Source organism: Robinsoniella sp. RHS (genome assembly GCF_001029355.1).
Taxonomy (GTDB): domain Bacteria; phylum Bacillota; class Clostridia; order Lachnospirales; family Lachnospiraceae; genus Robinsoniella; species Robinsoniella peoriensis.
In genome coordinates, this window is sequence record NZ_JNGB01000028.1 from 1 (window position 1) to 25,235 (window position 25,235).

Consider the following 25,235-nt stretch of genomic DNA (forward strand, 5'->3'; position numbering starts at 1 on the left):
TGAAAAAGTAGATGTGTACCGTGAGATGATCCGGGAAGGCTGCGAACAGGAAATCCGCTGGGGACATTACGTGATCGGAGATGCAATACCAGGACTTACCAAAGAAATGATCACGGATTATATTAAATATCTCGGGAATCTGCGCTGTACCAATCTTGGTTTTAAAAAGCTGTATGAAGGACATGATGAAGAGCCTGCAAGTATGTCCTGGGTGAGCCAGTACAGCAATGCAAATCTGATAAAGACAGATTTCTTTGAGGCCAGAAGCACAGCCTATGCCAAAAGTACAGCACTTGTGGACGACCTTTAGTATACTATCCAGAGCGTGTCAGGACCGGATTGGGAGCATTTTCAAATACGCTAGGCAGTATTCTTAAATTTTTCGAAAGCATATATTTAGACTGGAATATGTGTTAAAATAGCAGATATAAAATGCAATCGCAAAGGAGAGGTGTAGTATGAAGACTTTAGAATTAAAGAAAAATTTATATTGGACCGGAATTAAAGACAAGGATCTGAGAGTCTTTGATATTATAATGGAAACGGAGTTTGGAACCACATATAATTCATATCTGATAAAAGGCAGCGAAAAGACAGCTTTGTTTGAGACTGCAAAGTTTAAATTTTTTGACACTTACCTCGAAGAGTTAGAGCAGCTGGTGGATATCAATAAGATTGATTATATTATAGTGGATCATACGGAACCGGACCATGCCGGCAGTGTGGAAAAACTGATAGAAATGAATCCTAATATTAAAATTGTTGGTACTGCTGTAGCCATCAGTTTTCTAAAAAACATTGTAAACCGGGACTTCTACAGCATTGCAGTGAAGGAGAATGACACCCTTTCCCTGGGAGATAAGACCCTTCATTTTATGATTCTGCCAAACCTGCATTGGCCGGATACGATGTATACTTATATAGCAGAAGACAAAGTGCTGGTAACCTGCGACTCTTTTGGAAGCCACTATACTTTTGACGGTGTTCTGCGCAGCCAGGTTACGGATGAAGATGGCTATATGAGAGCACTTAAATATTATTTTGATAATATAATCGGGCCTTTTAAGCCGTACATGTTAAAAGCATTGAATAGAATAGAAAATCTGGATATTGATATGATCTGCACAGGACATGGACCGGTTCTGGATTGTAATATTCAAGAAATCATGGATACTTATCGGCAATGGAGTACCGTAATCAATCCAAATCAGCAGAAAACAGTGGTAATCCCATATGTGAGCGCCTATGGATATACGGCGGAAATTGCGGAAGAGATAGCGAAAGGAATCCGGGAAAGCGGCAAGATAGATGTACATCTGCATGATATGGTGACATCAGATAAAGATGAAGTCCTTGCGGATATCGGATTTGCGGATGGTATCTTATTTGGAACACCAACTATTGTAGGAGAGGCACTTAAGCCGATCTGGGATCTGACCACTTCCATGTTCGCATGTACTCATGGCGGTAAACTGGCTAGTGCCTTTGGCAGCTTTGGCTGGAGCGGAGAAGGTGTCAGCCACATCGTGGAGCGTTTGAAACAACTGCGCATGAAAGTTGTGGATGGTCTGAAGATTAAATTTAAGCCTGGAAAAAATGATCTGATTGAAGCTTATGATTATGGCTATGATTTCGGATGTGTGCTGCTGGATAAAGAAAATCCCAGGACAAAGGAAAAATCAGCGAAAAAGAAGCTGGTAAAATGTCTGGTTTGCGGTGAAATTTTTGAAGAAGGAATAGAGATATGCCCGGTCTGCGGAGTTGGAAAAGAAAATTTTGTTCCGGTAGAGGTTGATGAAGTAAGTTACAAGAACAATACCAGTGAATTCTACTTAATTCTGGGTAATGGCGCAGCAGGAGTGAGTGCAGCAGAAGCTATCCGGGAAAGGAACGAGACCTGTTCTATCGTAATGGTATCCAATGAATCAGTACTAAGCTATAACCGTCCAATGCTTACGAAATCTATGCTGGCATCTTTTAACCCGTCACAGCTTGCAATTCATGATGAAAAGTGGTACCAGGACAGGAATATAATTAATGTACTGGATAAAACAGTAAAAAGTATCGATACCCAGGCAAAAGAAGTCGCTTTTTCCGATGGGTTAAAACTAAAATATGATAAATGCATCTATGCCCTTGGCTCTGAATGTTTTGTGCCTCCAATTCCAGGACATGATAAGGAACAGGTAGTTGCAATCCGAAGACTGTCAGATGTAGTTAAGATCGGAAAAATGCTTCCGAATGTGAAACATGCTGTCGTGATCGGAGGAGGTGTCCTGGGGCTGGAAGCCGCATGGGAACTGAGTAAAGCAAAATGCCGGGTAACCATTGTAGAAGTGGCAAATCAGTTAATGGGCAGACAACTGGATACAGGAGCCGGTGATATGCTGAAGGATATCATACTGGATAAAGGAATGGATATCCGTATCGGAGCAAATGTGGAAGAAATTGAAGGTGAAGGTGCCGTTACAGGAGTTCGCCTGGCTGGCGGTGAAGTGATACCGGCAGAGTTAGTTATTGTCTCTGCAGGTGTAAGAGCCAATACAAAGATTGCCCAGGAAGCAGGAATACAGACAGACCGTGCGATTGTAGTGGATGAAAAAATGCATACCAATCTTACAGATATTTATGCTTGTGGTGACTGCGCCCAGTACGAAGGCATCAATTACGCCATCTGGCCTCAGGCACTGGAGATGGGTAAAGTAGCCGGAGCCAATGCAGCAGGTGACAGCGTTGCTTATGAGACCGTAAATGCAGCTTTAACATTTCATGGAATGGATACGGCTTTATTTGCCATTGGTGATAATGGCAAGAATCCGGATATAAAATACAAAACAGTAGAATTCAAAGATCCCATGAAGATGATCTATGAAAAATATTATTTTTCAAATAACAGATTGTGCGGAGCGATTTTACTGGGGGATACTTCCAAGATGGTTAAAGTGACGGCACAGATAGAGGAACACACTAATTTCAAAGAAATGTTTTGAAATCTAATCATTAATTTCTGATGGATCATAATATTCAGTCCCGTAAACTCAAACGCTTACGGGACTTTTTCATATATTAATTATGATAAAGTGTAAGGTAATAATAAAATGTGGATATATGTAGTTCAAAGCGGAGATAGTGTGAATACGATAGCATCCAGATATGGAGCATCCTTGGATGCATTGATATATAACAATCAGTTGGAGTATCCATATCAGCTTGCTGTTGGCCAGGCGCTTTTGATGCCGGGGGTAAATGAAAATGCGGATCGACGGGAAATTGTATCTAACGGTTATGCATATCCTTTTATAAGTCCCTGGGTTCTGGCACAGACCCTTCCCTATTTGACGGAAATAGCAATTTTTTCTTATGGGTTTACAAGTCAGGGAGAACTGGTTCCACCTGTCATGGATGATACCTGGGTGATTATGATGGCGATTGAGTCTGGAACAATTCCAATCCTGACCTTAACGCCTTTTGGGGAAGATGGGCAGTTTAATAATAATCTCATTACAGCTGTTGTTAATAATCCGGCTGCCGAGCAGCAGCTGTTCGAGAATCTTCGGATTGTTATGGCAGAAAAGGGATATCAGGGTCTGGATATTGATTTTGAATATATCCTGGCTGAAGACAGAGATGCTTTTACCAGATTTGTGCAAAATGCTGTTGGCTTTTTTAATGCACTGGGCTACCAGGTTTCGGTAGCCCTGGCACCTAAGACATCTGCAGACCAGGCAGGATTGCTGTATGAAGGGAAGGATTATCCGGCATTGGGAGCGGCGGCAAACCGGGTTCTGCTGATGACTTATGAATGGGGATACACATACGTACATCAGGAATACAGGTCATTTATACATTGGGAATTTTCGGATAGCAGGTCATTTATACCTTGGGAATTTTCGGATAGATAGTTAATTGAAAATTTGCCCGGGATTTCTCGCCACGTTTATTCCGTTCCGTTTTGAGATATTCCACTTTTTCTAACACAGCTTTTAATAATTGATTTTTCCCAGTAACACTTTCCAGAAGCCAGTAAATATCCACAAACGTATATTTAGTCTGCTTTATTGCCTCCGGGGAAGAAGAGTGCGGGATACACAATAATTGTTCATATTCAAACTGTAATGTGGATAAGTCTGATCTTAAAGCATTTATTTGTGAAGAAATAAAACTTTTTCTTTTCTGAAATTCAACTTCAGTGTATATCTCCCGTTCCAGATAAGAGTAGGTAAGATCTAGCTGCTTATCTAAGGCTGTCTGTTCTTTCTTTATTTCATCAATAGAATTCTTTAGTAAATGAAGTTCATTACCACCATAAGTTGGGTTATTCCTATGATTCAGGTTCAGTACGCAATTTTGAAGCCAGTAATCTAAAGCTGCCAGCAGCTGTATTTCCAGAAGATCCAGCGGAGCAGAAATATTGTCACAATCTCTGTTGGGACATTTTATGAATGCGTAATTTGTTTTTTTATTTGGAGCCAGACGTGTCATGGGCGTATTGCATTTTCCACAGATTATAATTCCGGCAAGTGGGTTCTTTAGAAGGTTACTGCATTTCGTGGGTGATTTTCGATTGGATTGCATTCGTTTTTGAGCAGTGTCAAAGATTTCCTGAGAAATTATAGCTTCGTGAAGCCCTTTACACTGAATATAGTCATTAGAGGTGGTTCGGTGCCTTTCGATCATTCCATTTTTAAGAATCCGCATTTCCTTACGGTATGCCCAACGGATAGAGCCGGTGTATACCGGGTTTTTTAAAATATCTCGGATACTGGATGGTGACCAGTGGTCTTTTATTTGGGGCTTCAGATGAAGTAAATCCAGCTTATGGCATATAGCAGCAGTAGACAATCGGCGGCAGGTACCATCCGGCTGCATGATTCCAGCCGTATACCAGTTAAAAATCATCCTTATAACTTCAGCCTCTTTCGGATTAATCATTAAAGTGTAGCCTTTATCATTTTCAATTGGTACTTTGTCATAACCATAGGGAGCTATGCTGGAAATAAATTTTCCTTCTTTAACGGAAGCGATACGCCCTCTCTGAATTCTTCGATTAATGGTTTTATATTCACGTCTGCTCATAAAAAGTCCGAATTCAAAATACTCCTCATCAAATTCATTAGCAGGATCATAGGTTTTCATGGGTGTAACAATTTTTACATTTCCATACTTAAAAGCTTCAGCCACAATGCCCTGATCTTTTGTATCCCCTCTCGCCAGACGTTCAATTTCCATTACCAGAACGCCTTCACACAATCCCTGTTCCACATCCAGCAGTAAAGCCTGCATCTGAGGACGTGCAGCAATTGTTTCACCGGAAACTATCTCCCGGAATACTTTAGAGACCTGCATCTGATTCCGGCAGGCAAACTCTGAGAGAACTTTTTCGTGGCGGGCAAGCGTTTCGCCTTCTCCATGCAGCTCCGCTTCACGGTCGGTGCGGGATTTCCTTAAATAGATATAGTAAGGTTTCATAGTATCACCCCTGGTTTATTCTATTGAGCGGAGTGATAATTAATGCGTAGTAAAAGTAAAAGACACGGACTAAACAAATACGCAGAGGATGCAGATAATCAGCTACTTTATGCATTTTATATGTTCCATACCAATAGCGTCCGGCATGCCACAACCCCGGGGTCCCATCATGCTGAACCATAATCAGCTGAACCTAAATTCAGAAATTGTTCGCGCTAGAGCGTGTTTGAAAATTCATTCCTGCCATCTGCACGCCCCACTTTGCGGCATATTTGCCCCGAATTCAGGTTACGTAGCCCGCTACGCGCCCTTCATCCGGGACAAATCTCCCACAAACTGTGACGCACAGCTGCCAGAAAGCAATTTTAAAACACGCTCTAAAGCATATTTGAAAATTCATTTAGTAATCGTCTCCATAGAGCCATTTGTATTCCGCAATTCGAATATTCTGTTGGCTCTGTTCGTCACAGAAAAGTCCAAATATTGGATCATCACAGAGAAACGTTTTACTTCTGCGAGATATCTTTTTTTGCTTGCACCGGCAGCATAGGCTGGCAAACAGGTCATTGTAAATGGATCTGCCGCACTTGCTGCACTCCCGGATACTCCATACGAATTTATCCTGGTCTTGATTATAAAATTGATGGTATATCGCCATTTCAACCGGAGTAAACCGGTGTCCATGAGTAACCAGATAACGTCTCCAGCGTCTGAAATCTTCAAAAGCATATTCTGAAGCTTCATATGTTATCTTAAATAACCGGTGGACATCGTTTGCATTTTTGCAGCCGGCATAATAAATGGCCATGCGCGGTGCCAGAATATTGCTTGCAAAGTAGTTTGCTTCTATTTCATTTTGTTTTTGATCTCCGTTATGACCCAGTATATGGTGCCCCAGTTCGTGCATCAAAGAAAAACAGATGCGTCCGGAAGCCTGATTTGAATTGTAACAGACAATGCCTTTAAAACGAAAAGCATCGGATGAATACTTTATGGCAACTTCGTATAATTGCTCGTTTTGATACCGAATTTCATCATAGGTATAAATCTTGTAGCCATAAAGCCGTAATAAATGAAAAGTATCAATTGGAAAAGATTTGATCCCACACTCTATGATTACATCAGATACTTTTTCTTGAATAAATTGATAGTCCAATAAAACTCACCTTCCCGAATTATTCTAATTCGGACAAGAGTTTGATTAATTTCATTTTTTCCTTTGTTGTGAGTTTATTCCCGTTGCGGGCAATCAGCTGTTCCATATCATCGTACGAAGGCTCGTATTGGTTCTGAGAGCCGCCTTTTGCCATATCTTCCAGTGATTCTACCGTTATGCCAAGATTTTTGCAGATGATGATGATATTGTCGACGCTGGCTTTCCCAACTCCATTTTTAATTATACCGTAAAGCGTAGTATACGGTATGCCGCATTTGGCAGCAAAGGATTTGAGATTAAAGCCCTGCTCCTTAATTAAATTCTCCAAGATTCTTGCTTTTTCCACGATATTCACCTCTTTTGTTTTCTTTTTATTATATACTAGAATTCGCATTTTGTAAATTGAAAATATTCGAAATTACGAATAAATTCGAAATTAAGAACAAAACCTATTGACATAATACTGAATTAAGAATATAATTGCTATATCGAATACGGAATTACGAATCAAGGGGGATAAATATGTATAACAATCTTTTAGAGGTAATGAAAGTTGAAAAAGTCACTTTTATACAAATGGGAGAGCTTCTGGGGTACCGCTATCAAACTGTCAGTGATATTGTCAACGGGGCAACAAAAAATGGATTTTATTATGAAGATGCTTTGAAAATACAAAAAGTATTATTTCCAAAGTACAGCCCCGACTATTTATTCGATAGGAAAAAATAAAAAACAAACAAATGTTCGAATATAGGAATATTTTACCATTAAATATATTCGGTGTCAATGGAAGAGAGGAAAGTTATTTCAGAAATAAAAGGTGTGTAATACCGGTCTTTTTATGAAATCTGAAACAAGGACAGAAGTCTCTTCATAAGATAATACTGGAGGTGGTGAGGGTTTTATGGGACATATTATAGAAGAAATAGAAACAGGCGAGACAAAAGTTTGTTTCTGCGATGATTATTATCGGGACAGGAATGATGATGAAGTAAGGAAAATTTTAAATATTGCAGCCTCGGAAGCAGCGTCGTCGATGAACCTCACACAGAGAGTCAGATGACCACAGAAAAAGTAAATATAGGAAAAGGAGAAGGAAATATGCGCATGCTGATCAATAGAATAGAGGAACGCTCAAAAGCGCAAGGGTTTACACAGGAATGTGCGGTTGCCTTTGCTGAGGGGTGGTTTGAAACATTAACAGATATAGATGAAGAGAAAAGTTACACCGTAAAAGAGATTTTTGGATTATTGGTATGCCTGGATGGCATAAGAAAATGTTCCTGATGGAAGGAAAAGGAGGCAGGCAGATTTGAAAGCACTCTGTAATGAAAAAAAGGAAGAAATCAGAAAACTGCATGAGCAGGGATATACTCACCGTCAGATTGCCAGGGCAGCCAAGGTGTCAGCAGGCAGTGTATCCTATGTACTGCAAAGACGGACAAAAGAGCAAAATAAAGCATGTAATATACCTCAGAGTTTGTGGGACGAGTGGGATATCTTACACGAGCGTTATGGTAAAAAGAATAAAAAATAGGACCAGCCGCAGCTAGTCCAGGAGGGAGAGAAAAGTATATGTAAAAAAGCTCTATCGCTTTGTATGTACATAATATAACAAGTAAATGTGTCAAAGTTGTGGCAGGAGAATAAAAGATTTATAAAGATACTTAAGAAAAACTGAAGAAAAGGACCCAGAAATTATTCCGTGTCCTTTGGTGTATCCGCTGACGCATTTGCTGTCGTATCCGTTGATGCATCTGTTGACGTACCCATTGATGTATCCCTTAGCGTATCCGTTGGCGTGACTGCTGCTCTGTTGTTTGGTGCGCAAAGCGCTTCCTGGGCGGATATCGTAGCCAGAGTATCACCTAACTGGCTGAAGATCGTAGCCATAAGGGCTATTTCATCAGGAGATTTCCCTTTGGATATGGCACATGCGATGGCGCTGATTGTTGCTACCAGTTCACAAGATTGCATTTTAATCACCTCGAAATAGTATATGCCAAAGGGTGGAAATCGTTACGTTTGTATTTATAAAACTGAAATATGGGAGGAGTATGAAATGTTGGACAAGAAGATGTTAGAAGAATATAAAGTCCTTGGAAAAGAGATTGCGTCATTAAAGATGCAGCTTGCAGATAAAAAAAATCAGGCGATGGGCTGTAGTAAAGATAAAAGGAGACGCGTACTGGAACTTGAGAAAAAACTGAAGCATCAGATGGAAGAGTGTGAGGTACAAAAGCTGGAGGTGGAGGAGTTTATTACGGATATTGAAGATGTTACAACCCGTATGATATTTCGTTACCTCTATCTGGAAAACTTGACGCAGAAAGAAGTGGAGAGGAAGATCCATCTGGATCAAAGTGTGATCAGTAAAAGAGTTACCAGATATCTCAAGTTGCATAGCATGCATAAAAATACATGATACAATGTTTATATGCAAGGGAGTTAGAGGTAACAGGAACGACGAAATCTTGTATTTTGAGTAATTGATACGAAAAAGATAAACGTACTGTTAATACTCAAATCCACTGCATAAAAAATTTTAGGAGGTAATAAAGTATGTCAGAAAACACAACAAATTTATTATGGCATAATCCAGAAGTAACCATTGTGCGGCTGCATGAGGAAGAGGGAATGGTTGGTGGTTCAGAGGCTGTTTATAGCATCAGCGTTTCGGAAAATGCGGCAGATACATTTGATATTGCCAGTATCAAAATGTGCGGAACATTAAGGGAATCAGCTCAGCTTACAATTACCGGAAGCGGTACAAACTATCAGGCAGTTGTAAAATTGCCGGAAGAACCGGGAACAATCGGATTGTATGCAGAAAAAGAGGTATTGACAAGAGGTGCCGCTGATTATAGTTCGGCTGTGGCGGCTGCAACGGATATTGTTGTTACCATGGACAAAACAAGCGAAAGAGGCGCAAAGGGAAATGATGCGCGAATTACTTTTGTAGTGGGTGTCCCGGATGCCTTTTATATTAAAAGCTATTCCTTTACGTTAAACGGAGTTTTGAAATCCAAACGTGGTACCAATGAATACACTTATAAGAATTTGTCCAATGATGTGTTGTATACTCTGGGATGTGATCTGGAAATTTACACGTCAAAAGAGAATGACACGGTGGTTACAAAACATGTGCAAAAGACAAATGTAAAGATTCCGGCAAGCATGAAGAGCCATATGATGGATCTGCATATGATCAATGTAAATGGTTTTAACCCCAAAGGAGATAAGGAAACGGGAGACAGTATTTTTATTAAGACTAAAAATGGCAAGACAGCTTTAATTGATACGGGTGCTTCTTACGGAGCTGCTAAAATTGATGCTTACTTAAGAAATGTAGTGGGATTAAAGCCGGTTAATGGTGTGATTACCATTGATTACTTTTTTAATACGCATCCACATCATGACCACATATCTGGTTTTGAGGGACTAAGCGGTTATGGCTGGGATAAGACGCAAAATAAAGTTGTTTACAATAAAGCAAATCTCGCAAATAAAAATGTGCGTTATCAGTTTTCAAACATAGTTCTCAGCAAGAACTATAAGGAGCCGTTGATGCAGAACTCTTCCTGGGCGAAAAATGTGATTTATTATGCAGAGAATGTAGGAAAATTAATTACCGTTTGTGCAGGAAACTATGTCTCTTTTGATGGCCTTATCTTTAATATCCTTAGCCCGTACAAAGCAGATGAGGTGCCGCTTCAATGGCTTTCCAACCCGGCTGATAATGAACAGGGTCTCAAATATATTCGTAAGGCAGTAGGAAAAGATAATCCTTCGGATGGAACTTCATCACTGAACAACCAGTCTATTGTTATGAAAGTTATCTGCGGGGGCAGAAAATTCCTGCTTATGGGGGATGCAGAGTTTTTTACAGAAGAACTGCTCCTGGGAAAAGCGGCAGATACCAGTGACTGGAATGTAAAAGTTTCAAGTACTGTAAATAAAATTAATCTGGCAAGAGACCTTGCAGCTGCGTATAATATTACTGCAGATGCAGCTGTTAGCAGATTTAAATTAAAAAGATTCACCCCTAAAGATCTGGATGCTGTTGTTCTAAAGAAAGGACATCACGGAACTGCTAATAATATGTCTATTGATTTTTTGAAAGCAGTAAAGGCAAGTAAATTCTGTGTATCTGCAAATATTTACAGTGGTGATAATCCAATGGCGCCAACTCCGGTAAGAACCGCAAAAGATTACTTTACAAGTCTTGGACACGAAGCCGACATGGTTAACTGGAACAAAAAATGGCAGGGATATGTTTTTGCTACTGCGAAGCACGGTCGAAGCGGTGGATTTTTTATTAGAACATATGGCAGGGAATGTGATTTCTCAGATCCATATGGTAAAGAGCAGTATTAATACCTGTACCTTAAGCGTACCTGCACATACGGCCCGCCAATGGCAGTAGCCCCGCTAAATATGGTGCGAAGAGTCGTCGAATATGCCATAACTGAGATTCCGCCGGAAAAGATCAAGCTGGGAATCCCTAATTATGGATATGACTGGCCGCTTCCATATGAGCGGGGAGTTACCAGAGCACGGACAATTGGAAATATAGAAGCTGTCCGGATTGCAATCGAATATGGAGTAGAGATACAGTATGATGAAGTGGCGCAGTCACCTTTTTTTCACTATATGGCTGGAGGGACAGAACATGAAGTATGGTTTGAGGATGTACGAAGTATAAGGGCAAAGTTTGGTTTGATTCAGGAATTTGGTCTGGTCGGTGCCGGTTACTGGCAGATCATGCAGCTTTTCAGGGCAAACTGGCTGCTGATGGCGGATACATTCTGGATTCAATAACCAGAGTTGTATGAGACTTTAAATAAGAAAATAGTTATAAAGCGCATAAGAAAAATGCGCAAGAGCATCTGCAGATAAGAGCGTGTCTGAAATACGCTCTTATCTATTATAAGTATTGAAAAAGAAAGTACTTCTCCTGTAAGTTTTTAATTGTAAGTATAAATAATATCATATATAATAAAGTTATATCTGATAAAAAGAAATGAACAACTTACTAAGGTTGCTTGCAGGAGAGTGAAATGAAACAGATTAGCAGTAAAAATATGGCGGGAATCGTGTGCCGGACGTTGAATCATGTGGACGAGCGTCTGGTGGACCATGGAATCAGAGTGGCATATATTGTTCTTAAAATGCTGGAAGCAGAGGGTATTTCAGACCAAAAAAGGATAAGGGATCTCTGCTTTCTCACGATGGTACATGATGTTGGAGCATATAAAACAGAAGAAATCAATGATATGGTGCAATTCGAAACAGGAAATGTCTGGAATCATTCTATCTATGGTTACCTGTTTTTGAAGTACCTTTCACCTTTTTCGGAGCTGTCATCCGTAATTTTGTTTCATCATACGGATTATGAAAAGCTTATCCGGATACCTGATTTGCAAAGTGATATCATTAAATGGGCTCAGATTGTGAATTTAGCAGATCGGATGGATGTGTGCATGCAAACGGGTGAGGTGAAAGATATTACGAGTTTTTTAGAGCGTTTTCGTGAGAAAAAGTTTTCCTCTGAAGTTGTCGATTTATTTTTAACCGTAGAGAAAAAAGATCATGTTTTAGAGAATTTAAGAAGGAATCATGAGGAAAAGCTTAATATATCTAAAGAGGTTTTTATGTCCCTGGGGAATCCATCTTACGCAAAGGAAGAAATTGATACTTATCTGAAAATGATTGTCTATGCTATTGATTTTCGGAGTCCGTTTACCGTGATACATACGATTACAACAACAAGTATCAGCCGGGAGCTGGCTGTACTGATGGATCTTGACGAAAACCAGGTCACACAAATTTATTATGGCGCTCTGCTGCACGATCTGGGGAAAATTGGAATACCGGTTGAAATACTGGAATATCCGGGCAAGCTGAGTCCTCAGGCGATGAAAATTATGAAAACCCATGTAAATATAACCGAAGAAATTATGAATGGTGAAATTGAACCTGTGGTTGCTAAAATTGCCTTACGACATCATGAAAAATTAGACGGATCGGGATATCCCAGGGGGTTGAAAAGCAATGATCTGACACTTAGTGAGCGGATTGTTGCAATTGCGGATATTGTAAGTGCGCTGTACGGAAGGCGAAGCTACAAAGAGGCATTCGGTAAAGAGAAAATTGTTGGTATTTTATCGGAGATGAAAGAGAACGGGCTGTTGTGTTATCAGACAGTAGATATTATGATTAAACATTTTGATGAAATTATGGAAAATGTGAGGAATACCTGCGAACCGGTTTTAGAGGTCTATGACCATATGAACATAGAATATACAGAACTTTGTAAGATCTGCCAAAAGATTTAACTTTTAATTATAGAAGAGGCTGCGAAATCCGGCTTAAGGGTTTGCAGCCCTTTTTGTTCATGGAGACTTTAACAGCAGTCTACCAGTTTTAACGATGCTTCTTCTAACATTTGATAAAAAGCATCCTGATCCGTCATACATTTATTTTTACTGTTTTCAATGGTATCTATCAATTCTGTAAAAGCAGCACTTTTGGTATCATCCGCATCAGCGAGGATCTGTCCAAGTTGTCTGGAGGCTTCGATGAGACGGAGGGAGCCGTAAATATGCGGCTCTTTTTTTAATCCGGCTGCACTGGACACCAGATAGACTAATAATTCAAAACAACGGTCTTTATTGATTTGTTCATTCATTAATGCATGTCTCCTTCCATTCGTTGTAAAATAAAATTTCTTCCAGGGGTTTCCTAAGGGGAATGTGGGGATCGGCATCCGGATAACCAATGGAGAGCAGAAGTTCTATTTCGATTTGCGGGGGAAGCTTTAGCAGTTTGCGGACAGCGGCATTATTAAACGATTTGATTGCGCAGGTTCCAAGACCCAGGGAAACTGCTTCCAGCATTATATTTTCAGCTGCCATGGAGGCATCTATGGTCGCAAGGATTTCGCTGGCAGCTACTCCGCCCCGTTTTCCTGCATATTCACGGTCAGAGCAGATTGCCAGGATTACGGGAGGTTTGCCGCTTAAGCCCGGGCTGAAAAGATCTACTTTACGTACCAGATCCGGATCTGTGATCAGACAAAATTTCCAGGCTTGTACATTGCTGGCTGAGGGAGCGAAGCGCCCGGCTTCTATCAGTGTTTCTAGAAGCTTGCAGGGGACTGCTTTATCCAGAAAATGCCTGCAGCTGCGTCGGGATTTCATTAAAGTTAATAAATCATCAGTCATAGAGACCTCCTTTGTTAAAAAAGTCTGGGAAAACCTAGTTTTTCTTGGTATAATAAACGGTATAGAATAAGTAAATGTAACATCAAAAGAAAAAGGTGGTGTAGTATGGCAATTACCGTTGCACAGGCTTATGAGATTGCATCCAGGCTTGGATGCCGTCTGCTGGCTGGAGAAAAAGGACTCGCCAGGGATGTTTCCTTTATCGATTCCATTGAACAGCCGGATATCGAGCCATGGATTCGTAAAAATATCTTTTATATTACAACTGGCTATGCATTTCGTGATGATGCTGATAAATTATGCAGTCTCGTTAAGGCTCTGTACGAAAAGGATGCAGCAGCCCTCGCAATAAAATCCAGATTTATGGAAAGCTTTCCGGAGCCTGTGGTGGAGCTGGCTAAGCAGCTGGGATTTCCATTGATTCTTATGCCGGATGACCTGCCATTCATTGAGCTGAGCTATCCAATTATGGTGGCGATTGTAGAAAAGCAGAATAATCTGTTGGAGTTTACAAAATTAAAGCTGTTTGAATACAGTACACAGGTTATGGACAACAATCTTTTTGTTGATATTTTAACCGGTAATATCAAGATTCCGGATGAAGCGGATTACCGGGCAAATGCCCTCAACTGGATCAAGCCGCCTATTCGTCTGGTGGTTATGGATATCGATGATTTTGAATCCTACATTCAGAATAAAAATGAAGAAGATATCCAAAATACAAAAGATGCAGTCATTAATATGATTAAAGAATATGTTGGCAGGAAACAGGTGAAATGTACGGTTGTAAATAAAAATGACAGTTTTACCTGCATTCTTTCCCAGTCTTATACGGTGGAGATGCTGAAACAGGTATTCGCAGAAATATCCCAGAGGATTCACGATAAGGGGGGACTGCGGGTATCCGCCGGGATATCGTCCGTAGCGGAGCAGTTTATTGACCTTGGCAAGCTCTATGAAGAAGCCAGGGATGCCATCTCCATCGGACGCCTTCACAGAAGTTCCGATATCATGTATATTGAAGAGATCCGGTTTGAGCAGGCGCTGAAGCGCATGTGCAAGGATCCGTTTTACAAAGAGTACACCAATGGGATTTTAAGCCAGCTTCTGGAATACGATAAGAAAAATGAAGGACATCTCCTGGAAACACTGGAAACGCTAATTGCACATATGGGTGTCCGAAATACTACTGCAGAGTCCCTTTTTCTGCATCGCAATACACTTGCGTATCGGATTAAGAAGATAGAGAGCCTTTGCGGTTACAGTTTGGATGACAGCGATAATCTTTTTAAATTGGGACTGGCACTTAAAATGCGCCATTATATCTGATGCATGATTATCTGCAGGTCATTTCCGGCGCAGTGCTTCAAACCAGGCAAACAGGCCTTCTGCCAGCACAGGATCTACAACCGGCAGTCCGGTTTCTTTTTCGATTTCTTTTGCAATGCCGATCGTGGTCAGCCCCGTGCAGCCAAGAGCGATGACCTGGGCACCCATACTTTTGATTCTTTTTGCTGCTTCCATGCAGGCAGCGTGACCTTTGTCCGTCATGAGGTCCAGGGTGCTGCTGACATCTTCCGGTTTTTCAACAGCAATGATTTTTTCCGGTATCATTCGCAGGTATGCTTTGGGTGCGTAGTCTACGATGCCGAGAATTGCAATTTTATCGCCGTATTTTGTGGCAAGGGCAGCTGTACTTTCCCCGCCCCCGGTAACCGGAATGCCGGGGAGAGCATCCCTGATTTCAGCGACACCGGGATCATCGGCACAGCTCACAATAATCATATCCGGTTCATGGAAACTTTTTGCAGTTTCAACTATTTTGGGGATGGCGATTTGTTCCAGTTCATGGCTGTGGATACCTTCCGGCTGGTCGGGAATACATTTTGATTCTACGAGCAGACCCGGGAAATTTTTTTCTATTATGCGGCCATGCATATTCATAAGCTCTGTATCATCGGTTGTCAGAACTCGTATCAGACCAATTTTAAAATTCTTTTTCATTCTTTCTCCCTTTTTATTTTCGCTTTTCTGTCAGGATATGACAAAAATCCCCTCTTTGATTACCAGGGTATCATCCAGATACAGGGTTGGCTTTAAAATGATTCCGTCCATATGGCAATCAGCTTTATTTGTACCGCCAAAGGAAGTATTCGTGCCAAATGCGATATGTACCGTACCAAATACCTTTTCATCTTCCAGAATAATCCCGCTTAGGATTGCCTTTTCATTCGTTCCGATTCCAAGTTCACCAAGAGTGGCATTGTTATCATTCTTTAATAAAATAGAAAGCAGTTCACTTTTTTCACCGGTTATTTCCCGGACTTTTCCATTCTCTATCTTCACGTGCAGCGGAGAGTCCAGTTTACCGATTCCAACCATGGAGCCGTCGATAATCATTTCGCCATCGGAACCGTTTTCGTTAGGGGCGATGTATGCTTCACCGGAAGGGAGATTTCCGCTTTCGCCAGGATGTCTGTAGACGCCGGGACTTCGTACACCGTTTCTTTCTTTCAGGTTCAAGGTGAGAATACAGCCGTCTTTCTCTAGCCGGGCGGTAGAAGCGTGATCTAAAAGCTGTGAAACCTTTTCGGTCAGAAGTTCTACAGCAGAGTAATCCGCAGTCATGGCTCCATTTTCGAACATTGCTTCCGTAATACCGGGCATGGTTGCCACCCGGGCATTATTTTTTACTGCGCCTATCCGGGCATTGGTATGGGTCAGGGATTTTGCAGTGGGACAAATTACGATATCTGCCCATTTCATAGCCTCAGATACTGCTTTTGGGGGTTCTTCACCAGATACGTTTCGTTCTTTCATCCGAAGAAGCAGTGATTCGCACCCCAGTTCATTTGCAGCTTCATAAATTGCCTGTCCTATGAGGAAACGGGAGTCATCTGTAACTACCAGTACCGTTTCTTCCGGTTTGGCATCCAGGCAGTTTATTAAAATATTTTTAGCGTTATCTTTTAAACTCATAAAAATTCATCTCCTAAATGCGTCATTTGCTTCAATAGAAATAATTGTAAGACGGTTGCTGTATGAATCAGACATCGGTCAGTTCCGAAACGACCCGGGCAAGAATTGTTCGTGAAAGAACAATCATTTTGCCTGTAATCGCAGAAAACATCTCTTTCATTTCCTGTGTATATCCAATGCAGTCCAAAATCACCAGATCTCCATCCATATCCCTGATTTTATATGCAGCCGCCTTTAAGGTTTCCTGATCACCGTATGGAGATGCGGGGACGGAAGTGACCTGGCTTACATAATTTCTCCATTTCTTTTCGCATTGCGCTACCTGAAGAGGAGAGGGAGTCACGGTAATAATATTCGATGTCTTCGTCAGGAGCGGTACGATATGATTTAATATTTTACATGGAAAAATAAGTGGTACACTAGATTTAAAAGTATCGGGAAAATCTCCGGTACAGAAAAACATGATGAATTTTACCCCCTGTTCTTCCAGGTCATAAATCCGCTGCTGCAGCCTGGGAAGTATATGCCGTTCTGCAAATGTAACAGAACTTCCGTCTGTGAGCCGTGATACCAATACGTAATCTCCTTCCTCCGGTTTGAATTTTTCGATTTCCGTGCGGGTCAGTCCGTCCAGACCGCCGCCCTGCAGCAATTCTACTTTACCATTAAATATCTCCATGATATCACTGGTCACATCAACCCGTGGTGCCTGTCCGATTGTGATTGCCCCAACTTTCATATTTCCACAACATCCTTTCTGCTTCGTTTTCAGACGCGCCCCAGTGTCTGGATATGCTTCATGGAGCCATACAGAGACTGAATTAATTCGTATTCCTTTTTATCATAAAATTCGCATTCACCCCTGGTAAACGCTTTTGCTGTTTCAAGCATAAAACGGGCTGCTTCTTCAATATCTGTGATATGGCTTGCGCCTGTAGCACAGCCCGGTACCATTACTTCAGCCGTGATAGCGACGCCAACTACCGGAGCATCTGTAGCCGTAGCAGGCTGGAGAATACTGTTAATATGGTGCAGGTTATTGCCGTATGGTGTGATATCCTGGGTAGACAGCGGGAATACATAGGGCAGTTTGCCGGTTGTGATTTGCATTAACTCCAGAAGATCTTCGGAAGCTTTTAGAATGTAACCTTCCTTGACTGTAGGGGAGATGGCAAATCCACGAGTATTAATCATACGGTTTCCTTTGGTAGTGTCACAGGATAAGATGGCATCCAGTTCCGGAGATACTTCTTCCTGATTCACCTGGGACATTTCCACCGGAGAACCCATAAATGGAACCGGTTTATGCGGGGCGGTAGGCGCATCCGGGCAAATGTGTGTGGAGATAAATACATCACCATCCAGAAAATCTCCTTTATTCTGCATATCTAAAAGTTTGGCGGCCAGAGCTACTACAGCCAGAGCACCGTCACCGTCGGAAACATAACCCAGTCGTTCCGGACGCGCCCCGATGCCGCCGAGACGCCCAAGAAGACCGATCGTAGGAGCAGTTCCCCCCTTTGTCTTACCGTTGGTTCCCGGAATTCTGACTTTTACCATATCGGTAGAGCCCTTTGGTCCCTTTAATTCATATACTTCAATATTGGCATCCGGACGAATGCCCCGCAGGTATACTGCTACGTCCCCGCCAGTTACAGTGCTGCTGTCTAAAATATCAAATGCTTCAATTAATTGCTTCATTAACATAATCCGATACCTCTTTTCTTGAAAATTTAACAAAAGTATAGCATTGAAAAAGTGTAAAGTCGATACATCCGGTGACCAAAAATATTTGCAGTATATTGTGCATTAAGCACAAAAAGATTTAAAATGTACAGGTTTTCATAATTGTAAAATAAAAATAAATAATTTGTGAAAATTAAATAAAAATAACTTGACAATTGTTGAAAAAATCAATATAATGGCAATTAATTCAAGAGTTTAAAACAGTAAAGTTTTGAACCTTACAGGATCTATCTTTTGCGATTATGGATATTATATTGTGCAAAAGACACAAAAGGAGGAAGCGATTATGAATGACAACAAAGACCTGCAGACAGAGATTAAGATTACTGCATCCGAGCACCCGAAAGCATTTTCACCGCATATTCTGATCTTAAATCTGATTATGTGTGCGATAGGTGCCATCATTGGGCTTGAGTTGATTGTAAGAACAGGTGTAACTCCCAATACTTCGATTATTGGAGCGCTGTTTGCAATTATTTTATCCAGAATACCGATTAAGCTGCTGCAGAAATACCGCAATGTACATAGCCAGAACCTGATTCAGACCGCGATTTCAGGTGCCACATTTTCAGCTGCTAACAGTTTGATACTTCCGATCGGAATTCCTGTGCTTATGGGTTATCCGGAGTTGATGTTCCCAATGCTGATCGGTGTATTTCTGGCAACAATTATTGATGCAACGATTCTTTATAAAACTTTTGATACGGAGATGTTTCCGGCTGCCGGCGCATGGCCGCCGGGGGTTGCAGCGGCTGAGGCAATCCTGGCTGTTGTAGAAAAAGGCAGAAAGGCAATGCTGTTAATCGTAGGTGCAGCAGGAGGTATTGTTGGTAAATGGATTGGAATACCAATGGATTTACTTGGCGTGTCCTGGTTTGGAGACTTTTTTGCCATGGGAGCTTTGGGAGCCGGCAGTATTGTAATCGGAATCGTTAAAACAAATGCAATTTCTTTGAATCTGTTTCAACGTGATTTTGTCATTGCCGGTAATCTGTTTGGAGAAGGATACAGCTTTGACAATGTTGCTCTGCTGAAATATATGCCTCATGGAATCATGATTGGTGCAGGTATTGTTGCGCTCATACAGGTTGGAATGATGCTATTTAAAAGAAAAGGCAAAGAGGCAAGCAACGCAGGTAAATTTACCACCAGTATGTCCCAGATGAAACAGGCTCTTGGACTGGGGTATATAGCATATCTTGTGGTAGCGCTGCTCTTGGCTGTAATCAGCGGACTGGTAACACAGATGTCATTTCCGCAATTTGTTCTCTGGGTTATTTATGCAGCTTTTGCAGCAATCGGATCTGAGTTAATCGTAGGTATTTCGGCAATGCATTCCGGATGGTTCCCCGGATTTGCAACTGCGCTCATTTTCCTGCTGGTAGGTTTGCTGCTGGGATTTCCGCCGGTACCACTGGCGCTTATGGTCGGCTACACTTCTGCTACGGGACCTGCATTTTCAGATATGGCATATGATCTGAAATGCGGATATATATTAAGAGGTAATGGAGCAGATCCGGAGCTGGAAAAAGCAGGGAGAAAGCAGCAGTATTTAAGCGAGATTCTGGCATTTACCGTTGCATTTGTAATGGTTGCAATTCTGGCTCATAAATATTTTGACCAGGGATTATTCGCACCGGTTGCACAGACTTTTGCTACAACAATTGAGGCAGGTACCAGTTCAGAGGTAGCCAAATGTTTGATTATCTGGGCATTCCCAGGCGCATTGATCCAGTTTATCGGCGGAAAGAAACAGATTGGTATTCTGTTTGCTACCGGCTTGCTGGTTGGAAGCACTGTAAATGGAGTTACGATTATTGTAGCATTAGTAATCCGTTACTTTATTGTAAAAGCGAATAAAAATAATGAACAGATTCTCACCATTTTGGGTGCGGGTGCTTTGGCTGGAGCGGCTTTGTATAGTTTCTTTACGGCTACGCTGGCACTTGGGAAGAAGAAATAAATGGTATAGAGGGAAGAATTTTATCTTAAATTGGGGTTTAGCTGAGGAATGACGCTTTGTATATAGAGGTAGTGTACGGAAAGAGAAGGGGGCGAGCCAGGACATTGATTTGGAAGGCTTACCGCAGAACTGGCATTTTCTAACCTTCCCAGAGCCCTTTTTGGCGGCACGCGGGCATTCGCTCCGAAATCCTGATGCATTTCGCAGCTCACTGCCCGCTTACAATCCGATGGGAGCCAGTCGAATTGTATCCGCCAAAAAGCACTCTGGGAAGGTAAGTAAATGCTCAGCTCTGCTATACGCTTTCCAAATCAATGTCCTGGCTCGCCCCCTTCTCTTTCCGAGATAGCATTCGTTGATACAAAGCTGGTTTTCTCAGCATGATGGAACCCTGGGGTTGTGGCATGCTGGACGTTATTGGCATAAAGCTATGATGTCAAGCAACTGATCTTGAGAACGAGTAGCATAGGGTAACTGGACTTATCACCGTAATTTGCTTCTTCATTCCAGAAAAAGTAGCAAACTTTCATCTTTTTTTACGCATAAACAGCCGAAACATACTACGCTGCATCCAATAAAGAACAGCCTGCCACAGCCCAGGGGTTCCAACCTACTGAGAAAACCAGCTTTGTGGCGGTAACATGAATCTCGGAAAGATGGGTGTGGGAAACTGGTATGGGCGGAGGAAGCGTAGAGCAGAGCTGAGTATTTACTTACCTTTCCGGAGTGTTTTTTAGCGGATAGTATTCGACTGGCTCCCATCGGATACTAAGCGGGTACTGAACCGAGAAATGCATCAGGATTTCTCGGTGAATGCCCGCGTGCCGCCAAAAAGCGCTTCGGAAAGGTTAGAAAATACCAGTTCTGCGGCCAGCTGACGGAGTCCATATCAGTTTCCCACCCCCATCTTTCCGCACACTACCTATATTACACAAAGCGTCTATCCTCAGCTAAACCCAAATATAATAAACCAGCAGGGAGTCTCAATTTCAAGTAATGACTCATAAGATTGTTTTGAATAGTGAGCCATAAGCCACTTATAAACGGTTCGTTGTAGTACTAGAAGATTTCTACGAAAAAAGGAAAAGCAACTTCCACGCTTTTCCTTTTTTGCATCTATTTTCTTTTCACCAATGGAAATAAAATTCCTGTTTCTAAGTCATCGGCAGAAGAAGCACTGTGTTCGTCTCTGATAAAACGTTCGATGCCCGGACCGGAGATCTGATATTCCGGATGATCTGCAAGCCAGTTTAGGATAGCCCCATATGCCTGATGAAGATTCTGATGAGAGCCATAATGGGTAACTGCCGCACAAAGTGTGGGTGGGATGGTGCGGATGTCCGGGTGGGGACTGTTCACGGGAACCTGGGCTTCTACTTCAACATTTTCATGGGAAAATTCCTCATTCAAATAAAATAATTGGAAAGCACCTGCCGGCTTAAGACCCCGCGTGTCCATTTCCTGATGAAGATTTGCAAACAACTGGTGAATACTGTCTGCATCAATGTTGATCGTACGGCGGATCCCAAAAACATTTTGTGCAGGAGTATCCATTGTAATAACGTGATATTGGTTCTGTTTCATGGTTTTTTTCTCCTTTGTCAGAGACAAATCCTGTTCCATTTGGCTGAGTATGGTGTTTAAAGAATAAATCTGATCCTTTATTTTCTGATGCTGCAGCTGTATCTGGATATATAATGCATCATCCGTAAGTTCCAGCAAAACTTTGATCTCAGACAGTGTAAAGCCGTAGCGTTTTAATTTTTCAATCATGTGCAGGGTTTTTGCCTGGGAAGCTTTATAATAACGGTATCCGTTATCGGCTCCCGTTGCAGCAGGATGAAGCAGTCCAATGCTGTCATAATGGCGCAGCATTCTCGCAGAGATACAGCAAAGTTTTGAAAATTCTCCAATGGTAAACATATCTGCCTCCTTTTGAAAGTTTATAGTATAGTGGAACCGGATCTGAGAATATCATAAACCTTAGCATTGTGGTAATGTCAATAGGAAATTAAATTTGTTGTATATTCCCCAATATTATTGCTATAATGAAACTAACAACGTCTAAACCGAAGAGGGACAAAATGGCAGAGCCAATCAAATCGAACCTGAAATGTAATTGTTTTCGGGGATTGTATGAGAATGGGAAGACGCTCAAAAGAAAAGAGGTGCTTCATATGCAGTTCACAGGCCTGCATATCCGCAATTTCAAGTGGATACGGGATATGAAAATCCAGGATATTGAGAATGCGTTAATCCTGGTGGGGAAGAACAATACCGGAAAAACTACGATTCTGGACGCAATTCGTGCGGTCTGTGGATCTTATGCGGTGACGGAAGAAGATTTTAATGAGAAAAAGCAGAATATAGAAATAGAGGTATCGGTTCGGATCACGGCGGATGACAGGCAGATGCTGCATAGAAATGGTATTGTCAGCCAGTATAAGCGCTACGATGTGTGGGAAAAAGATTTCCGTTTAAAGCTGCCTTCCTATGACGGGGAGATCATGACATTTTTGTTTACCGTGAACCGGGAGGGACAGATTCGATATGGGGATGGTGTGAAGAAGCATAACCGCTACATACAGGAAGTGATGCCTAAGATTTACTACATCGATGTACAAAGAGACTTGGAGCAGATACAGGAAGATCTTCTCATGTGCCAGGAGGATGAACTGTTAACTCAGATGCGCTCAGGATGCTGTCTGTTTGACCAGGCAAAGCAGTGCAATCACTGTTTTCAGTGCATAGGCCTGATCAATCAGAAAAGTCCGGTTGAGCTGAATGCGTATGAAACTTCAAAATTGTTGGAATATAAGCTTTATCAGCTGAATTTAAGTGAATTTTCCGAAAAGGTAAACCGTATCTTTCACAGAAATGGCGGATTTATGGAAGAAATCCATTATACAATGGAGTGCGATGTAGACCGGTTATTTAAAGTGAATGCCAGGACTTACAGTAAGGAGAGGGGCACGACTAGCCCCATAGAACATTTGGGCAAAGGTATGAGAAGTATCTACATGCTGTCTCTGCTGGAAGCATATGTGGAGGGAGAAAATCATTTATCCAGTATTATTCTTGTGGAAGATCCGGAAATATTTCTTCATCCGCAGCTGCAAAAGGTTGCCAGTGAAATACTTTACCGGTTATCCAAGAAAAACCAGGTGATTTTTACCACGCATTCACCAAATATGCTGTTTAATTTTAACAGCAGGCAGATCAGACAGATAGTACTGGATGGAGAATATTTTTCCATTGTAAGGGAGCGCACGGATATCGGGAATATTCTGGATGATCTGGGCTACTCTGCAAATGACCTTCTGGACGTCAGTTTTGTCTTTATTGTTGAGGGGAAGCAGGATAAGAGCAGACTTCCGCTGTTGCTTGAAAAATATTATTCGGAAGTGTACGACAGGCATGGAAAATTGTCCCGGATTGCAATTATCACGACGAATAGCTGTACAAATATTAAGACTTATGCCAATTTAAAATATATGAACCGGATTTACCTGAGAGATCAGTTTCTGATGATTCGGGACGGTGATGGCAAGGATCCCAAAAAGCTTGCGGGACAGCTTTGCAGGTACTATGATCAGAGAAATCTGGAAGATGTGGATCAGTTACCAAAGGTAACCCAGAGAAATGTACTGATTTTAAAATACTATTCTTTTGAAAATTACTTTTTAAATCCTGGAATTATGGCTCAGCTTGGAATTATAGAAAGTGAAGAAGAATTTTATGAGATTCTTTTTACAAAGTGGAAAGAGTATCTGTACCGCCTGAGAAGTGCTAAGAACCTGGTAGAAGTACTGGGAAAAGATCTGGAAAGTATTCAGGACATAAAAGAGCATATGGAGACTTTTAAAATCTATATGAGGGGACATAACCTCTATGATATTTTTTACGGCAGATACCGCAGCCAGGAGACAGAACTTCTGCGCAGATATATAGATCTGGCTCCCAGAGATGATTTTGCGGATATCTTAGATTCCATTGATCAGTTTGTCTATTTTGACAGCCGGAAAAAGGAAATGTAGGATCGCTAATTGGCTTGGGCGGGGTTAATCCAGAATAATCCCCAGTCCCGTCAGCAGATTTACGGCTTCCGGATATGAAAAACGTGCATTTTTTACTTTATTTGTCTGAACATCAATCATATAATCCCTGGCGTCTCTGAAATCAGAGAATGCCAGGTTATTTTTTGTGAACTTTGTATTTTTAAGCTGACAGCCCTGAAAGTTGGTTTTCTCCAACCGGCAGTCTTCAAAATAACATTCTTCCATGACATTTCCCTGAAAAGAAAATTGATTCAGTTTTAGCTTTACAAAATAATTATATTTTAAGACACAGTTTTCAAAGGCAGTAAAGGGAAGTGTAATTCCATTTTTGGTCTTTAACTCATCCCAGCTGATTCCAACCAGAGAACAGTGGTGAAAATCGTTGTTTTTTAAATCCGTATACTTAAAGTCCGTGCCTGCGCAGGTACAGCTGCGGAAGGTACACCGGTCAAAAACACAGTTTTTAATTTTCATTTCAAAAAAATTACAATGAGAAAAGGTGCATTCAATAAAATGCGCATTTTCAATGAGCTGTGATTCCAGATTCAAAGTCTCAAATAGTTGTTCTTCGTATGTTTGCATGGGTGTTCTCCTATGTATATACCGTGATTTTTATCAGGTTCATATTTTAATTATCA

At 41.4% G+C, this 25,235-nt stretch carries 24 protein-coding genes and 4 pseudogenes; 15 read left to right on the forward strand and 13 right to left on the reverse strand.

The genetic code is table 11. The features are described from left to right. The 3 genes from RHS_RS13780 to RHS_RS13790 all read left to right on the forward strand — a co-directional run. Positions 1 to 310 (forward strand): ribonucleotide-diphosphate reductase subunit beta (locus tag RHS_RS13780; protein WP_047833520.1); only part of this gene is annotated, 310 nt, incomplete at its 5' end. A gap of 148 nt (positions 311 to 458) precedes the next feature. Further along, on the forward strand, positions 459 to 2,990 hold the full coding sequence (locus tag RHS_RS13785; protein WP_047833521.1) for an FAD-dependent oxidoreductase: 2,532 nt from the start codon (positions 459 to 461) through the stop codon (positions 2,988 to 2,990). 108 nt (positions 2,991 to 3,098) lie between these two features. Next, on the forward strand, positions 3,099 to 3,902 hold the full coding sequence (locus tag RHS_RS13790; protein ID WP_070041013.1) for a glycosyl hydrolase family 18 protein: 804 nt from the start codon (positions 3,099 to 3,101) through the stop codon (positions 3,900 to 3,902). Here the strand turns inward: RHS_RS13790 and RHS_RS13795 are convergent. Both RHS_RS13795 and RHS_RS31015 read right to left on the reverse strand, forming a co-directional pair. Beyond that, positions 3,874 to 5,469, reverse strand: coding sequence for a recombinase family protein (locus tag RHS_RS13795; RefSeq protein ID WP_047833522.1), 1,596 nt, complete (start codon positions 5,467 to 5,469; stop codon positions 3,874 to 3,876). The two genes, RHS_RS13790 and RHS_RS13795, sit on opposite strands and share 29 nt — an antisense overlap. A gap of 199 nt (positions 5,470 to 5,668) precedes the next feature. After that, a pseudogene (locus RHS_RS31015) lies at positions 5,669 to 5,833 on the reverse strand (DUF6783 domain-containing protein). Between RHS_RS31015 and RHS_RS31020 the strand changes: the two are divergent. Then, positions 5,756 to 6,019 (forward strand): annotated as a pseudogene (locus RHS_RS31020) (DUF6783 domain-containing protein); the annotation flags it as partial. The pseudogenes RHS_RS31015 and RHS_RS31020 sit on opposite strands and share 78 nt — an antisense overlap. A 189-nt stretch (positions 6,020 to 6,208) precedes the next feature. Here RHS_RS31020 and RHS_RS31025 read toward each other — a convergent pair. Together RHS_RS31025 and RHS_RS13805 are read right to left on the reverse strand one after the other, a co-directional pair. After that, positions 6,209 to 6,625, reverse strand: a pseudogene (locus RHS_RS31025) (ImmA/IrrE family metallo-endopeptidase); the annotation flags it as partial. Positions 6,626 to 6,644: 19 nt separating this feature from the next. After that, positions 6,645 to 6,971, reverse strand: coding sequence for a helix-turn-helix transcriptional regulator (locus RHS_RS13805; protein ID WP_027293028.1), 327 nt, complete (start codon positions 6,969 to 6,971; stop codon positions 6,645 to 6,647). 176 nt (positions 6,972 to 7,147) lie between these two features. On the opposite strand from RHS_RS13805, the gene RHS_RS13810 reads away from it, so the two are divergent. From RHS_RS13810 to RHS_RS13820, 4 genes are all read left to right on the forward strand, one after another. Further along, positions 7,148 to 7,354: a hypothetical protein gene (locus RHS_RS13810; RefSeq protein WP_027293029.1), complete on the forward strand. Its 207-nt coding sequence runs from the start codon at positions 7,148 to 7,150 to the stop codon at positions 7,352 to 7,354. A 175-nt stretch (positions 7,355 to 7,529) separates the two neighbouring features. After that, positions 7,530 to 7,688, forward strand: a complete 159-nt coding sequence (locus tag RHS_RS31030) for a hypothetical protein (RefSeq protein WP_156042821.1) — start codon at positions 7,530 to 7,532, stop codon at positions 7,686 to 7,688. Next, positions 7,685 to 7,912, forward strand: coding sequence for a hypothetical protein (locus tag RHS_RS13815; protein ID WP_027293030.1), 228 nt, complete (start codon positions 7,685 to 7,687; stop codon positions 7,910 to 7,912). The genes RHS_RS31030 and RHS_RS13815 overlap by 4 nt, the downstream gene beginning before the upstream one ends. 25 nt (positions 7,913 to 7,937) lie before the next feature. Continuing rightward, on the forward strand, positions 7,938 to 8,162 hold the full coding sequence (locus tag RHS_RS13820; protein ID WP_027293031.1) for a helix-turn-helix domain-containing protein: 225 nt from the start codon (positions 7,938 to 7,940) through the stop codon (positions 8,160 to 8,162). 161 nt (positions 8,163 to 8,323) lie between these two features. On the opposite strand, the gene RHS_RS13825 is transcribed toward RHS_RS13820, so the two are convergent. Further along, entirely contained in the window at positions 8,324 to 8,602 is a 279-nt protein-coding gene (locus RHS_RS13825) for a DUF6774 domain-containing protein (protein WP_047833523.1), read from the reverse strand. Between the two features lie 85 nt (positions 8,603 to 8,687). Here RHS_RS13825 and RHS_RS13830 point away from each other — a divergent pair, with 85 nt between their 5' ends. From RHS_RS13830 to RHS_RS13845, 4 genes and pseudogenes are all read left to right on the forward strand, one after another. After that, positions 8,688 to 9,050 (forward strand): hypothetical protein, encoded by a 363-nt coding sequence (locus tag RHS_RS13830; protein ID WP_044297915.1) that lies wholly within the window; start codon positions 8,688 to 8,690, stop codon positions 9,048 to 9,050. A gap of 137 nt (positions 9,051 to 9,187) precedes the next feature. Next, on the forward strand, positions 9,188 to 11,002 hold the full coding sequence (locus tag RHS_RS13835; protein ID WP_044297911.1) for a ComEC/Rec2 family competence protein: 1,815 nt from the start codon (positions 9,188 to 9,190) through the stop codon (positions 11,000 to 11,002). A 30-nt stretch (positions 11,003 to 11,032) separates the two neighbouring features. Further along, positions 11,033 to 11,446, forward strand: a pseudogene (locus RHS_RS13840) (glycosyl hydrolase family 18 protein); the annotation flags it as partial. Between the two features lie 239 nt (positions 11,447 to 11,685). Next, positions 11,686 to 12,963: an HD domain-containing protein gene (locus tag RHS_RS13845; protein ID WP_395022390.1), complete on the forward strand. Its 1,278-nt coding sequence runs from the start codon at positions 11,686 to 11,688 to the stop codon at positions 12,961 to 12,963. Between the two features lie 68 nt (positions 12,964 to 13,031). Here the strand turns inward: RHS_RS13845 and RHS_RS13850 are convergent, their stop codons facing one another. Both RHS_RS13850 and RHS_RS13855 read right to left on the reverse strand, forming a co-directional pair. After that, positions 13,032 to 13,316: a DUF6092 family protein gene (locus RHS_RS13850; protein WP_047833525.1), complete on the reverse strand. Its 285-nt coding sequence runs from the start codon at positions 13,314 to 13,316 to the stop codon at positions 13,032 to 13,034. Next, entirely contained in the window at positions 13,309 to 13,851 is a 543-nt protein-coding gene (locus RHS_RS13855; RefSeq protein ID WP_027293038.1) for a nitroreductase family protein, read from the reverse strand. Before RHS_RS13855 ends, RHS_RS13850 begins: the two co-directional genes overlap by 8 nt. A 105-nt stretch (positions 13,852 to 13,956) precedes the next feature. Here RHS_RS13855 and RHS_RS13860 point away from each other — a divergent pair, with 105 nt between their 5' ends. Continuing rightward, positions 13,957 to 15,180 carry a PucR family transcriptional regulator gene (locus RHS_RS13860; protein WP_047833526.1) on the forward strand — a complete coding sequence of 408 codons (1,224 nt, stop codon included), beginning with the start codon at positions 13,957 to 13,959 and terminating at the stop codon, positions 15,178 to 15,180. Between the two features lie 18 nt (positions 15,181 to 15,198). On the opposite strand, the gene RHS_RS13865 is transcribed toward RHS_RS13860, so the two are convergent. The 4 genes from RHS_RS13865 to RHS_RS13880 form a co-directional block, all read right to left on the reverse strand. Next, entirely contained in the window at positions 15,199 to 15,855 is a 657-nt protein-coding gene (locus RHS_RS13865) for an aspartate/glutamate racemase family protein (RefSeq protein WP_047833527.1), read from the reverse strand. A gap of 30 nt (positions 15,856 to 15,885) precedes the next feature. After that, the gene (locus tag RHS_RS13870) at positions 15,886 to 16,830 is read right to left on the reverse strand and encodes an aminopeptidase (protein WP_047833528.1); all 945 of its coding nucleotides are present in this window, start codon (positions 16,828 to 16,830) and stop codon (positions 15,886 to 15,888) included. A 67-nt stretch (positions 16,831 to 16,897) separates the two neighbouring features. Next, positions 16,898 to 17,569, reverse strand: a complete 672-nt coding sequence (locus tag RHS_RS13875; protein ID WP_044297904.1) for an AroM family protein — start codon at positions 17,567 to 17,569, stop codon at positions 16,898 to 16,900. Positions 17,570 to 17,598: 29 nt separating this feature from the next. Next, on the reverse strand, positions 17,599 to 18,537 hold the full coding sequence (locus tag RHS_RS13880; RefSeq protein ID WP_027293043.1) for a DUF1177 domain-containing protein: 939 nt from the start codon (positions 18,535 to 18,537) through the stop codon (positions 17,599 to 17,601). A 325-nt stretch (positions 18,538 to 18,862) separates the two neighbouring features. Here RHS_RS13880 and RHS_RS13885 point away from each other — a divergent pair, with 325 nt between their 5' ends. Then, positions 18,863 to 20,539 (forward strand): OPT/YSL family transporter, encoded by a 1,677-nt coding sequence (locus RHS_RS13885; protein ID WP_395022394.1) that lies wholly within the window; start codon positions 18,863 to 18,865, stop codon positions 20,537 to 20,539. A 1,116-nt stretch (positions 20,540 to 21,655) separates the two neighbouring features. Here the strand turns inward: RHS_RS13885 and RHS_RS13890 are convergent. After that, entirely contained in the window at positions 21,656 to 22,462 is an 807-nt protein-coding gene (locus RHS_RS13890) for a MerR family transcriptional regulator (RefSeq protein WP_047833529.1), read from the reverse strand. A 254-nt stretch (positions 22,463 to 22,716) separates the two neighbouring features. Between RHS_RS13890 and RHS_RS13895 the strand changes: the two genes are divergently transcribed. Further along, entirely contained in the window at positions 22,717 to 24,576 is a 1,860-nt protein-coding gene (locus tag RHS_RS13895; protein WP_027293047.1) for an AAA family ATPase, read from the forward strand. A 24-nt stretch (positions 24,577 to 24,600) separates the two neighbouring features. Here the strand turns inward: RHS_RS13895 and RHS_RS13900 are convergent, their stop codons facing one another. Further along, positions 24,601 to 25,179: a pentapeptide repeat-containing protein gene (locus RHS_RS13900; protein ID WP_047833530.1), complete on the reverse strand. Its 579-nt coding sequence runs from the start codon at positions 25,177 to 25,179 to the stop codon at positions 24,601 to 24,603. Between the last annotated feature and the right edge of the window lie 56 nt (positions 25,180 to 25,235).